Source organism: Bacillus sp. T33-2 (genome assembly GCF_002860205.1).
GTDB lineage: Bacteria > Bacillota > Bacilli > Bacillales > Cytobacillaceae > T33-2.
The window spans coordinates 356035-368371 of the sequence record NZ_PGVB01000002.1 but is presented as its reverse complement, the minus strand read 5'-3'; the positions used below and the strand labels follow the sequence as shown (position 1 = coordinate 368371).

13 protein-coding genes are annotated in these 12337 nt (G+C 46.4%); 12 read left to right on the top strand and 1 reads right to left on the bottom strand.

Going from position 1 to position 12337, the window contains the following annotated elements; translation table 11 throughout:
• Window positions 1-2: 2 nt before the first annotated feature.
• Window positions 3-575, top strand: a complete 573-nt coding sequence (locus tag CVD19_RS02170) for a SpoIIIAH-like family protein (protein WP_101580223.1) — start codon at window positions 3-5, stop codon at window positions 573-575.
• A gap of 120 nt (window positions 576-695) precedes the next feature.
• On the opposite strand, the gene CVD19_RS25770 is transcribed toward CVD19_RS02170, so the two are convergent.
• Window positions 696-1295, bottom strand: coding sequence for a methyl-accepting chemotaxis protein (locus CVD19_RS25770; protein ID WP_374702857.1), 600 nt, complete (start codon window positions 1293-1295; stop codon window positions 696-698).
• A gap of 1108 nt (window positions 1296-2403) precedes the next feature.
• On the opposite strand from CVD19_RS25770, the gene accB reads away from it, so the two are divergent.
• The 11 genes from accB (at window position 2404) to ahrC (ending at window position 12335) form a co-directional block, all read left to right on the top strand.
• Entirely contained in the window at window positions 2404-2904 is a 501-nt protein-coding gene (accB, locus tag CVD19_RS02160; protein ID WP_101580221.1) for an acetyl-CoA carboxylase biotin carboxyl carrier protein, read from the top strand.
• Between the two features lie 13 nt (window positions 2905-2917).
• Window positions 2918-4273, top strand: coding sequence for an acetyl-CoA carboxylase biotin carboxylase subunit (gene accC, locus CVD19_RS02155; protein ID WP_101580220.1), 1356 nt, complete (start codon window positions 2918-2920; stop codon window positions 4271-4273).
• 15 nt (window positions 4274-4288) lie between these two features.
• Entirely contained in the window at window positions 4289-4696 is a 408-nt protein-coding gene (locus CVD19_RS02150) for an Asp23/Gls24 family envelope stress response protein (RefSeq protein WP_101580219.1), read from the top strand.
• A gap of 210 nt (window positions 4697-4906) precedes the next feature.
• Window positions 4907-5299: a transcription antitermination factor NusB gene (gene nusB, locus CVD19_RS02145; RefSeq protein ID WP_101580218.1), complete on the top strand. Its 393-nt coding sequence runs from the start codon at window positions 4907-4909 to the stop codon at window positions 5297-5299.
• 53 nt (window positions 5300-5352) lie between these two features.
• Window positions 5353-6225: a bifunctional methylenetetrahydrofolate dehydrogenase/methenyltetrahydrofolate cyclohydrolase FolD gene (gene folD, locus CVD19_RS02140; RefSeq protein ID WP_101580217.1), complete on the top strand. Its 873-nt coding sequence runs from the start codon at window positions 5353-5355 to the stop codon at window positions 6223-6225.
• 160 nt (window positions 6226-6385) lie between these two features.
• A complete protein-coding gene (xseA, locus tag CVD19_RS02135) occupies window positions 6386-7732 on the top strand; it encodes an exodeoxyribonuclease VII large subunit (protein ID WP_101580216.1) in 1347 nt (448 codons plus the stop codon).
• A 1-nt stretch (window position 7733) separates the two neighbouring features.
• A complete protein-coding gene (locus CVD19_RS02130; RefSeq protein ID WP_101580215.1) occupies window positions 7734-7967 on the top strand; it encodes an exodeoxyribonuclease VII small subunit in 234 nt (77 codons plus the stop codon).
• Between the two features lies 1 nt (window position 7968).
• Window positions 7969-8862 (top strand): polyprenyl synthetase family protein, encoded by an 894-nt coding sequence (locus CVD19_RS02125; protein WP_101580214.1) that lies wholly within the window; start codon window positions 7969-7971, stop codon window positions 8860-8862.
• 102 nt (window positions 8863-8964) lie between these two features.
• Entirely contained in the window at window positions 8965-10857 is a 1893-nt protein-coding gene (gene dxs, locus CVD19_RS02120; RefSeq protein ID WP_101580213.1) for a 1-deoxy-D-xylulose-5-phosphate synthase, read from the top strand.
• A 1-nt stretch (window position 10858) separates the two neighbouring features.
• On the top strand, window positions 10859-11701 hold the full coding sequence (locus CVD19_RS02115; RefSeq protein ID WP_101580212.1) for a TlyA family RNA methyltransferase: 843 nt from the start codon (window positions 10859-10861) through the stop codon (window positions 11699-11701).
• Between the two features lie 184 nt (window positions 11702-11885).
• The gene (ahrC, locus tag CVD19_RS02110) at window positions 11886-12335 is read left to right on the top strand and encodes a transcriptional regulator AhrC/ArgR (RefSeq protein ID WP_101580211.1); all 450 of its coding nucleotides are present in this window, start codon (window positions 11886-11888) and stop codon (window positions 12333-12335) included.
• Window positions 12336-12337: the final 2 nt, after the last annotated feature.

The following is a 12337-nucleotide window of genomic DNA, read 5'->3' as shown; positions in this document are numbered from 1 at the left end:
AGATGCTCTTAAAAAAACAGACAGTATGGTTATTGACGATGTTAAGCCTGGTGGTCGTATTATCGGTTTACTATATCACTTCCCCAGAGCCTGGCAAAACGGATCTCGCAGGTATTGAAGAAAAGCAGGATGAACAACCGAACGCCGGGGCCGAAACCAATAATTCAGACACAACGACCGAGGCTAAGGATGGGAAAACGGTTATTTCCGGTGTTGACAGCGATGAAGTGTTTGAGGCGCTTCGCATGGAGTTGGCCGACCAGCGCAGCAAGTTAAAAACGGACCTCCAGGAAATGATCGCTTCAGCGAAGCTTCCTGCCAAAGAAAAAAGCGAAGCATTTGACCAAATGAAGGAGCTTGACGAACTGGCCACAAAGGAAAGCATGCTTGAAACGCTCATTAAAGGGACTATGGATTATGAAGATGTGTTGGTGAGGGCTGACGGGCAAAAGGTTCGCATTACGGTTAAAGCAAAGGACCATGACGCAGCCGCAGCAAACGAGATCATCCGGATGGTCAGGACCGAGCTTGGTTCGCTGCAGGCAGTAGCAGTTGAATTCCAGCCGAAAAAATAGCAGCTTAGCGCTTTGAGAGAATGGTTTGGAAATGAAATCAGCAGTTTCGATAAAAAAAATCTGCTTTTCGGTAATATTGCAGAATAAGAAAAAGATAAGGGGCAGCCCGGCGGCTTTCCCTTATCTTTCTTGCAGTTTCAGAAGGTTTTCCAGTGACTCATGGGCATGGGCAACGGATGTGAACAGCTGCTGGTGGTGGCCAGTCTGGATCCCGACTGACGAAGAGATTTCTTCCAATGTCGCGCTTGCCTGCTCGATAACAGAACTGAATTCGGCGATTGTATTTTCGATTGAGATGGATGATTGCAAAATATCTTTTGTCAGCAAATCATAGGCAGAAATATCTTCCTTCAACCTCTTGAACGTTTGGTGGATTTTTTCAAACGTCAGTTGCGTTTCTTCGGCAAGCTGGAGATTTTGTGTTAATCTGCCTGCTGCGTCAGCAATATTGGATTTTGTAATATCGGTGCCTTCTATGACATTGCGAAGATTTTCTGTAATTTGAGTGGCAGTTTTGCTCGTAATATCGGCCAGTTTCCTGACTTCCTCAGCCACAACTGCAAATCCCTTGCCGCTCTCACCCGCCCTTGCCGCTTCTATTGAAGCATTTAAAGCGAGCAGGTTAGTCTGTGCCGCTATTTCCTGAATGGCTGCTGCGAAGCCCGAGGTTTCCTTTATAAGTGTTGACAGGGTTGAAATATGGGTGTTGACTGTATCCATATGTCCGTAAGATACTTCAAGCTCCTGCTTCAGTTTTGTGATCAGTGCATCTCCGGTATTGGATACCCCTTCAGCAGCAACTGCATCTTCATGAAGCTTGTCAGCCAATGAGGATGTTTTTGCGATTAATTGGCCGGCATTTTCAAGGGAAATTGTAATGTCAATGACAGAGTCGGACTGGGTTTGTATGCCGGCGGCGATCTCTGCGATAGAATGGTTCATTTGTATTGAAGATTGATAATTTTCCCCGCTTTTCAATTTTACGTCGTCAATCAAGTGTGAAATGCTTCTTGTGCTTTCTTCTATCGTCCTTCTTGTTTCTAAATCTTTCTTTAACAGCAGCTCGGTTTCCTTCTGTGAAGAAACGATATTTTCGGATAATTTTTTCGAAATCGACAATTGGAATGAGAGCATCACTGTGAGCAGCATGAAGAGCAGGTACACAGTCACGTAATTCTTCTCTTCCAGCGGCAGCTCGGCATGATGAAGGACAGTGAATATGGTGATGAGCACAAATCCGAGTGCTGAAGCGAGCCAGAGCACAAGCCTGTCCATATAAATCGCTGCCGTCCCCAGCAAGAAATAGATGAGAAAGTAGGCGGTCGGTGAAACGCTGTTTTCCATGATGATAAACATTACAGCTGCCACCAGGAAGATTGCAAGATAAGGGATGAATGCTTCTGCTTTTTTTAAATAATGAAGCGCTGCGACAATGGCAACACCAGTTCCGCCCGCAATTAAGATGGACATAATCACAGCCAAATCCTTTTTCATCGCGATGTCAACGATAGCGGCAAGAATCACCGAAACGAAGGCGGCCTTGACTACGAGTGCATTTTTTCTTGCCAGATCCTCTTTTTTTATCTCTTCAATTGTTTTCATATGGCTCTCCCCTTACAATTCTCAGGTTACTATGTATTTCGCTGTCGAAAAGAAAATTCCTGTCGAATAAATTCACATTTTTTTCAGAAAATATTAAAATAATGATTAAAAGATTTATAATTACGTATCAGGGCATTAGTTATAGTATGATATTGAATGTACATAAGGTATTATCGTATAGTATTAGTATCTAGTCATAATTTTGAAGGGATAAGAGGTGCAAGTCATGTTAAAGATACAGGAAATTCGTGAACTGATTAGGCTTGTCGACCAGTCAAGCATTGACTCTTTTGAATTTGAGCATGAAGGATCAAAAATAAAAATGAAAAAAAAGCAGGTGCCACAGGCAATTGTCCAGCCAGCCCAGCCTGCAGTTGTGGAAGCCGTACATCCTCCCCAGGAGGCAAGGCGGGCTGAAACAAAGCACGAACCAGCTGCTCCTGCCCGGCAGGAAACTGTGACAGACAATGCTGCTGAAGCTGAAAACTTACATAAAATTACCTCACCGATGGTTGGGACATTTTATCAGTCATCATCACCTGACTCGGATCCATATGTAAAACCAGGAGATAAAGTTTCCAAAGATTCGGTTGTATGCATTGTAGAAGCCATGAAGCTTTTTAACGAGATTGAGGCGGAAATCAACGGGGAAATCGTGGAGATCCTTGCAAAAGACGGGCAGCTGGTAGAATATGGCCAGCCGCTGTTCCTGGTTAAGCCTGAATAAGGAGAGAACTTTTATGATTAAAAAACTTCTGATCGCAAACCGGGGAGAAATTGCGGTCCGTGTCATACGTGCCTGCAGGGAACTGGGGATCGAATCTGTTGCCGTCTACTCCGAGGCAGACAGAGAATCCCTTCATGTCCAGCTTGCAGATGAAGCGTATTGCATCGGCCCGACTGCATCCAAAGACAGTTACCTGAACTTTACCAATATTGTCAGTGTTGCCAAGCTGACAGCCTGTGAGGCAATCCATCCAGGATATGGGTTCCTTGCTGAGAACGCCGATTTTGCAGAGTTATGCAGGGAGTGCAATATCATTTTCGTGGGCCCTTCCCCGGAAGCAATCCAAAAGATGGGCACAAAAGATGTGGCGCGCGAAACGATGCGCGAGGCGAACGTTCCGATTGTCCCTGGTTCGCAGGGCATCATCAAAAATGCTGAAGAAGCGGCTGAGCTGGCCGCAAAAATCGGTTATCCGGTAATTATTAAAGCAACAGCCGGCGGAGGCGGAAAAGGGATCCGCATCGCCCGTACAGAACAGGATTTAATCAAAGGGATCAATATTACCCAGCAGGAAGCATTGACTGCGTTCGGCAACCCTGGAGTGTACATCGAGAAATTTATTGAAGATTTCAGGCATGTTGAAATACAGGTGCTTGCTGACAACCACGGCAATGTCCTGCATCTCGGGGAAAGGGACTGCTCGATCCAGAGAAGGCTTCAAAAGCTCTTGGAGGAAAGCCCTTCACCGGCTCTTGACGGCGAAATTCGTGAGGAAATGGGCAACGCTGCAGTAAAAGCTGCAAAAGCTGTTGATTATACAGGGGCTGGCACGGTAGAATTTATTTATGATTATCGCAATCGAAAATTTTACTTTATGGAAATGAACACGCGGATCCAGGTTGAGCATCCTGTGACGGAAATGGTAACAGGCGTGGATTTGATTAAAGAACAAATTAAAGTGGCTTCCGGCGAACGGCTGCAATTTAAACAAAGTGATGTCGCATTTAACGGCTGGGCAATTGAATGTAGGATCAATGCCGAGAATCCTTCCAAAAACTTTATGCCTTCAGCGGGAAGAATCAATATGTACCTTCCACCTGGCGGCTTTGGTGTGCGAGTCGATTCAGCCGCGTACCCGGGTTATACGATCCCGCCTTACTATGATTCGATGATTGCGAAGGTCATTACATACGGCAACAGCCGTGAAGAAGCGGTTGACCGCATGAAAAGGGCACTTGGAGAGTTTGTGATTGAGGGGGTCCACACGACCATTCCGTTCCACCTGAAGCTGCTCAATCATGAAAAATTCGTTGAGGGCCAGTTCAATACAAAGTTTCTTGAAATGTATGATGTAATGTCCCAAGATTAACAGGAGGTGCGAGAAATGAGTGAAAATAACGTACTTGAAATGAGTTATGGAGAAAATGGCCTCGGCAAGATTGAAATTGCCCCGGAAGTGATTGAAGTCATTGCCGGTATCGCTGCATCCGAAGTAGAAGGTGTATCCCAAATGCGCGGAGGCTTCGCATCAGGCGTAGTCGAAAGGCTTGGCAAAAAAAATCACGGAAAAGGCGTTAAGGTTGAACTTGCAGATGAAGGCATCAAAGTTGATGTATTTTGCATGATGAAGTTTGGTGTCTCCATTCCGGCGGTGGCCCAGAAAATCCAGGATAATATCCGGCAGGCTCTTTTGAATATGACAGCTCTTGAAGCTGCAGAGGTAAACATCCACGTAGTAGGAATTCAATTCGAAAACCAAAAGCAGGAATCAGATTTCGAACAGGAAATATAACAGCATAAAACCAAAGGCATCCCCAATAGTGTCTTTGGTTTTTCTTTTGCCAGACGTAAAACAAATTGCGGCAAATCAGGGACAACCATGATAAAGTTTCCCAAATTGGTGAAAATTATTAGCAAACAGTAAGCAAGATGGTTCATGTTATGCTATTATCTTGGTTAGAATCTGGCAAGCGATTGTGCCGTAAAGGAGAAAATAAATCATATGAAAAGAAGAACAGCGAGAGAAAAGGCGTTACAGGCCCTTTTTCAAATAGATGTCAGCAAGGCGGAGCCGCGTGATGCGATTGAGCATGTACTTGAAGAAGAAGCCGGTGATGCCTTTTTAACCAAGCTTGTTGAAGGCGTTGCGGCCAATCAGGAAGATATTGACACAATGATAGAAGGCCATCTTGAAAAATGGAAACTGGACAGGCTGGCTACTGTTGACCGCAATCTGCTCAGGCTGGCGGTTTATGAATTGATGTTCAGCAGGGAAGAAGTTCCTGCAAATGTGGTTCTCGATGAAGCAATCGAGATAGCAAAAATATACGGGGATGACCAATCAGGCCGGTTCATAAACGGAGTCCTTTCAAAAGTAAAACAGCATTTATCCTGACAACATAACGGTTCGGATCAGGCCTTCCGGACAACCTGAGGGGGATTATTTGAATGACAGCAAACCTTATTGACGGTAAAGAAATTGCCAGAAAAAAAAGGGTGGAAATTGCAGAGGAAGTGGAAAAATTAAAGAAAGCCAACATTGTCCCTGGATTGGCTGTCATTTTAGTCGGCGACAACCAGGCATCTAAAACATATGTAAACAGCAAACAAAAGGCATGCCGGGAATTGGGGATGCACTCCGTGCTCATTGAATATCCCGAGACACTTGAAGAGCAGGAGCTGCTCGCGAAAATCCGCGACCTCAACTCGGATGACACTATTCACGGAATCCTGGTCCAGCTTCCCCTTCCGCAGCACATCAATGAGACGAACATTATCGAGGCGATTTCACCTGAAAAAGACGTGGACGGATTCCATCCGGTCAATATCGGACGCATGATGACCGGCCAGGATGCATTTTATTCCTGTACCCCTTATGGAATCATGGTGATGTTAAAGGAAATCGATTATGACCTCGCCGGGAAAAACGTTGTTGTCGTCGGCCGAAGCAATATTGTCGGAAAACCAGCCGGGCAGCTTATGCTTAATGAAAATGCGACCGTTACATATTGCCATTCCAGAACGAAGGACTTAAAGGCCCACACGAAAACAGCTGATGTCGTCGTTGCTGCGGTAGGCAGGGCGGACTTTATCACTGCGGACCATATCAAAGATGGTGCTGTGGTCATCGATGTGGGAATAAACAGGAATGAAGAAGGAAAGCTGTGCGGGGATGTCGCTTTCGATGAGGTGAAGGAAAAAGCGGGTTATATCACCCCGGTTCCGGGAGGCGTCGGCCCGATGACAATTACGATGCTGATGTTCAACACCTTAAAATCCGCCCGGAACTACCAGAAAAAGCTGCAAAGCTCAAACACATAGAAGGTGCTGTCCTATCTGTTGTATGTTAGAATTTCTATGTTCCCATTCTGTGATGACGGAATAGGAGTTCTAATTTTATTATGGATATGGGCAGTTTTTTTTTCATCGAACATGCCACGGTCTGACGAAACAAAAGCAAGTGCGGTTAAAGGAGTTTTTTATGGACGAACAGCGCTATTTGACAGTCAACGCACTGACAAAATACATTAAAAGGAAATTTGATGCCGACAGGCATCTGCATGATGTGCTTGTAAAAGGTGAGATTTCAAATTTCAAGCAGCATTCGAGCGGACATATGTATTTTACGCTAAAAGACGAAAGGGCGAGGATTCTTGCGGTGATGTTTTCAAGCAACAACCGTTCAATGAAATTCAAGCCTGAAAACGGGATGCAGGTTCTTGTCAGGGGGGACATAACCGTTTATGAAGCTGGCGGCCAGTACCAGATTTATATAAAAGAAATGCATCCGGATGGTGTCGGGGATATGTATCTGGCATACGAGCAGCTGAAAGAAAGGCTTGAAAAGGAAGGGCTTTTCTCCCCTATCCATAAAAAGAAGCTGCCGAAATACCCTGAAACAGTCGGAATCATTACATCACCAACCGGCGCGGCGATCAGGGATATTTTAACGACGATCAAAAGAAGGTACCCCATCACAAATATTTTGATTTTTCCTGCCCTTGTGCAGGGGGAACAGGCGGCCAGATCTATTGTCAATGCGATCCTTACCGCAAATCAGAGGACGGATATTGATGTCCTGATTGTAGGGCGGGGCGGCGGTTCGATTGAAGAATTGTGGTCTTTCAATGAGGAGGCGGTTGCCAGGGCCATCTTTTCTTCAACAATACCTGTCATTTCAGCAGTAGGACACGAAACAGATTTTACAATTGCCGATTTTGTTGCTGACCTGCGGGCACCTACACCAACCGGTGCCGCAGAACTTGCTGTACCCCATATTGATGAATTGATGGACAGACTGCTGAACAGCCAGTCAAGGCTTTTAAGGGCAATGAAAGAGAAGCTGAATGTCCAGCAGGAGCGATTGGGGCGCCTTAAAAAGTCATATGCATTCCGCTATCCAAGAAGGCTTTATGAGCAAAAGCTCGAGCAGGTCGATAAATGGACTGAATCTTTGAAACGTGGTGCGGGAAAGCTGTATGAAACAAAAACAGAATCGTATTTGCAGTTGCACCGGCGCCTCGCCAGAAACCATCCCGAAGAATTGAGAAAAGAAGCGGTGGAGAGCCATTCACGGCTTACCCGTTCCCTGAACAGGGCGATGGCGGGGATCTTGAACGAAAAACGCAAGGAATTCAGCGGCAAAGTTTCTACCCTTGAGGCACTCAGCCCACTCAAGATCATGGACAGGGGATACAGCCTTGCCTATTCTGGTGACGGAAAACTGATCAAAAGGACCGCTCAGGTGAAGGTGGATGAAACAATCCATGTCAAATTGTCAGACGGAAATATAGAATGCACCGTAACAAATGTGGAGGAGAGAGAATAACATGTCTGCTGAAAAATCACTATCTTTTGAAAAAGCAATGGAAAAATTGGAGGGCATTGTAGAAAGGCTTGAAGAAGGCGACGTGCCCCTAGAAGAAGCCATTTCTTTTTATAAACAGGGCATGGAGCTGTCAAAGCTGTGCCATGATAAATTAAAACAAGTCGAAGAGCAGCTGACCCAGATTTTGACGGAGGACGGCCAGCCTGAAAACTTCTCTATAAACGAGGAGGAGTAAAATGCCAAACAGCATGTTTGCCACTTTTTCAAAGGAAAATAAACAGGCAGTCGAGGACAGGCTGAGCGCTTTGGTCGGCCAGCTGTCCTCTCTTGGTATCTTAAAAGAAGCCATGCTATATTCCCTCGAGGCGGGAGGGAAAAGAATCCGCCCTTTACTGCTGTTTGCCACTTTAAAAGCTTTTGGCCAGGACCCTGAGATAGGGCTGGATGTCGCAGCAGCGATTGAAATGATCCACACGTATTCTTTAATCCATGACGACCTGCCGAGCATGGATGATGACGATTTAAGACGGGGAAAACCGACCAACCATAAAGTTTTCGGCGAGGCGACAGCGATACTGGCGGGTGACGCGCTGTTGACGTACAGCTTCCAATTGCTTGCCGAAATGCCTGAAGAACATGCCGGTCCCGATGTAAAGCTCGCGTTGATTAGGGAGCTTTCGAAGGCGGCAGGGGCGGAAGGGATGGTCGGCGGCCAGGCAGCAGACATGGAGGCAGAAGGGAAACAGTTGTCTCTCGGGGATCTGGAATATATACATATGCATAAAACCGGCCGGCTGCTGGGCTTTTCTGTACTTGCAGGGGCAGAACTGGCTAAAGCGGATTTGTCACAAAAACGGCATCTTTCCAAGTTTGCCTATCATATCGGGCTTGCATTTCAAATCCGTGACGACATCCTTGACCTTGAAGGCGAGGAAGAGCTGATCGGGAAGCCCGTAGGCAGCGACAATGAAAACAACAAAAACACATACCCGTCGCTGTTGACGATGCAGGGTGCCAAGACAGCATTGAAGGACCATATCGTCCAGGCAAAAGTTGCCCTTGCTGCAACAGGGCTCAAGACAGTGCTTTTGGAAGAAATAACCGACTTGATCGGGGTGCGGGACCATTAAAAGTGATACCATTGAGCGTACATGGACTTTATGATATAACTGAATTACATAAATAAACGACCAGCAAATGATAAAGTCAGAAATGAAAGTGAGTGATCCTATATGGATCTGTTAGCAATAAAAGACCCTTCGTTCTTGAAAAATCTTTCAAACGAAGAATTGGAAGCTCTTAGCGGGGAGATACGCAATTTTTTAATAGAAAAACTGTCAGTTACTGGCGGCCACATCGGCCCGAATTTAGGGGTAGTGGAATTGACAATAGCCCTGCACAAATGCTTTGACAGCCCGAAAGACAAAATTATCTGGGACGTCGGGCATCAATCATATGTCCACAAAATCCTCACCGGGCGCGCCTGCCAATTCGATACATTGAGGCAGTTCAAAGGGTTGTGCGGCTTTCCGAAGATGGTTGAAAGCGAGCATGATGTCTGGGAAACAGGGCACAGTTCCACTTCCCTTTCTGCAGCGATGGGAATGGCAATTGCAAGGGACTTGAGGGGTGAAGATTCTCATGTAGTCCCGGTCATAGGCGACGGAGCGCTGACCGGAGGAATGGCTTTGGAAGCACTTAACCACATAGGCCATGAAAAGAAAAACATGATCATTATTTTAAACGACAATGAAATGTCGATCGCCCCCAATGTCGGGGCTCTTCACAATGTCCTTGGCAGGTTGCGCACAGCAGGAAAATACAACTGGGTCAAGGACGAACTGGAACTGCTCCTGAAAAAAATCCCGGCGGTAGGCAAGCAGTTGGCTGCAACCGCAGAGCGGATCAAAGACAGCCTGAAATATTTATTCGTGTCCGGAATGTTTTTTGAGGAGCTGGGCATTACCTACCTTGGTCCAGTTGACGGCCATAATTTCGAGGATTTGTTGGAAAACCTGGCCTATGCAAAAAAACATGAAGGCCCGGTACTGCTGCACGTCATCACCAAAAAAGGCAAGGGCTATCACCCTGCTGAAAATGACAAAGTCGGCACATGGCATGGAACCGGCCCATACAAAATGGACACAGGGGATTTCGTGAAGCCTGCAGCTTCCCCCCCAGCCTGGAGCAAGCTTGTGAGTGAGACCGTAAGGAAAATTGCCCGAACAGACAAACGCGTTGTCGCCATTACTCCGGCGATGCCTGTTGGTTCGAAGCTTGAAGGCTTTGCGTCCGAGTTCCCGGACCGGATGTATGACGTCGGGATCGCCGAACAGCATGCGGCCACACTGGCTGCCGGCCTGGCCACACAAAAGATGAAACCGTTTTTGGCGATATATTCTACATTTCTGCAACGGGCGTATGACCAGGTTGTGCATGATATATGCCGGCAAAATTTGAATGTCTTTATCGGGATTGACCGCGCCGGGCTTGTCGGAGCTGATGGTGAAACCCATCAGGGCGTGTTCGATATTGCCTTTTTAAGGCATGTACCTAACATTGTCTTGATGATGCCAAAAGACGAAAATGAAGGACAGCATATGGTTTATACAGCATTATCCTATGATGACGGCCCAATCGCCATGCGCTTTCCACGTGGCAACGGCCTCGGCGTTCCGGTGGATGAGATATTGATGCCAATTCCGATCGGATCGTGGGAGGTTCTCAATGAAGGTGACGATGCCGCCATTTTAACATTTGGGACGACGATACCAATGGCGCTGGAAGCAGCCCGGCAGCTGGAACAGCAGGGCATTTCCGTGAAAGTGGTGAATGCCAGGTTTATCAAACCGCTCGATGAAGCGATGTTGAGCAGCCTGCTTAATGACAGGATGCCAATCCTGACCATTGAAGAGGCCGTATTGCAGGGCGGATTTGGCAGTTCCGTTCTCGAATATGCACATGAAGCTGGATTCAGCCACGCAAGGATAGACAGAATGGGGATTCCGGATAAATTCATTGAGCACGGCAATGTTGATGAACTGCTGCGGGAGATTGGCATGACAACAGAGGATGTTATCAATAGAGTCAAGCAAATGGCGAGACAAAAAGAGAAAAGGGCGTAACATGAAAAGTAAAAAAGAACGGTTAGACGTGCTGCTCGTTGACAGAGGGTTGGCGGAAACCCGTGAGAAAGCAAAACGGGCGATCATGGCAGGGCTAGTTTATACAAATGAGTCCAGGCTGGAGAAACCAGGTGAAAAGGTCAGCGCTGACATCCCGTTGACAATAAAAGGCAATGTACTGCCCTATGTAAGCCGAGGGGGCCTAAAGCTTGAAAAAGCTCTTAAAGTGTTCGATCTGGATGTGAAGGGCAAAACCATGATTGACATCGGATCATCTACAGGCGGATTTACAGATTGCGCCCTGCAGAACGGGGCAAAGATGTCTTATGCGGTCGATGTGGGCTATAACCAGCTGGCCTGGAAGCTTCGCCAGGATGACCGGGTAATAGTCATGGAACGGACCAATTTCCGTTATGTGACGCCTGCCGATCTGGAAAATGGCTTGCCCGAATTTGCGTCGATCGATGTTTCCTTTATTTCACTGTCGTTGATTTTGCCCGTTTTAAAAACGCTTCTGGTACCCGGGAGTGACGTGGTTGCGCTTGTTAAGCCGCAATTTGAGGCGGGCCGCGAGCAGGTTGGGAAAAAAGGCATCATCCGTGATCCGAAGGTGCATGAAATGGTTCTGGAAAAAATAATAAAAATGGCCATTGGACAAGGATACAGGGTGAAAAATTTATCTTATTCCCCGATCACAGGCGGGGACGGGAATATTGAATTTCTGTTGCACCTCAGCTGGGCCGGGCCTGAAATTGAGGGTGAATCCCTGTTAAGGGTAGCTCCCCCTGAGGTAGTGGCTGAAGCCCACAAAGAATTTAAAGCGAAAAAAGAGGAGGAGGAATAGGTGTTTTTACCTATTCTTTTTCTATGGCTAAAGTGATTTTCCACTGTTGCAGCAGAAATATATTGATAAAACATGTAGATTGCTCCCGAATGATTGTGCATTGAAAAAAAATCGGCTAACATAATAATTGGAAAAACAGTTTTTTGTCGTGCCATGTTTTGAAGCTACCAGAGGTGATAAAAAAGTGAATAAAGGACAACGCCATATCAAAATCCGTGAAATTATTACCAACCATGATATAGAAACCCAGGACGAGCTGGTTGACAGGCTGAAAAATGCTGGATTTAATGTGACACAGGCTACAGTTTCGAGGGACATCAAAGAGTTGCATCTAGTTAAAGTTCCTTTAATGGACGGCAGATACAAATACAGCCTGCCCGCTGACCAACGCTTTAATCCGCTTCAAAAATTAAAAAGGTCGCTGATGGATGCCTTCGTGCGAATCGACCAGGCCGGACAGCTGCTGGTGATGAAAACGATGCCGGGCAATGCAAACGCAATCGGCGCCTTGATCGATAATCTGGATTGGGAGGAAATCCTGGGTACAATCTGCGGGGATGACACGATCCTGATCATCTGCAGGACTCCAGCGGATGGGGAATCTATTTCAAACAGGTTTTTAGAAATGCTTTAAAT

Excerpts from the sequence above, each read along its gene's own strand:
- dxs (WP_101580213.1), top strand. The coding sequence starts at position 8,965 with ATGGATCTGTTAGCAATAAAAGACCCTTCGTTCTTGAAAAATCTTTCA.
- CVD19_RS02130 (WP_101580215.1), top strand. The coding sequence starts at position 7,734 with ATGTCTGCTGAAAAATCACTATCTTTTGAAAAAGCAATGGAAAAATTG.
- CVD19_RS02115 (WP_101580212.1), top strand. The coding sequence starts at position 10,859 with ATGAAAAGTAAAAAAGAACGGTTAGACGTGCTGCTCGTTGACAGAGGG.
- nusB (WP_101580218.1), top strand. The coding sequence starts at position 4,907 with ATGAAAAGAAGAACAGCGAGAGAAAAGGCGTTACAGGCCCTTTTTCAA.
- accB (WP_101580221.1), top strand. The coding sequence starts at position 2,404 with ATGTTAAAGATACAGGAAATTCGTGAACTGATTAGGCTTGTCGACCAG.
- CVD19_RS02170 (WP_101580223.1), top strand. The coding sequence starts at position 3 with ATGCTCTTAAAAAAACAGACAGTATGGTTATTGACGATGTTAAGCCTG.
- CVD19_RS02150 (WP_101580219.1), top strand. The coding sequence starts at position 4,289 with ATGAGTGAAAATAACGTACTTGAAATGAGTTATGGAGAAAATGGCCTC.
- xseA (WP_101580216.1), top strand. The coding sequence starts at position 6,386 with ATGGACGAACAGCGCTATTTGACAGTCAACGCACTGACAAAATACATT.
- CVD19_RS25770 (WP_374702857.1), bottom strand. The coding sequence starts at position 1,295 with ATGGATACAGTCAACACCCATATTTCAACCCTGTCAACACTTATAAAG.
- accC (WP_101580220.1), top strand. The coding sequence starts at position 2,918 with ATGATTAAAAAACTTCTGATCGCAAACCGGGGAGAAATTGCGGTCCGT.
- CVD19_RS02125 (WP_101580214.1), top strand. The coding sequence starts at position 7,969 with ATGCCAAACAGCATGTTTGCCACTTTTTCAAAGGAAAATAAACAGGCA.
- folD (WP_101580217.1), top strand. The coding sequence starts at position 5,353 with ATGACAGCAAACCTTATTGACGGTAAAGAAATTGCCAGAAAAAAAAGG.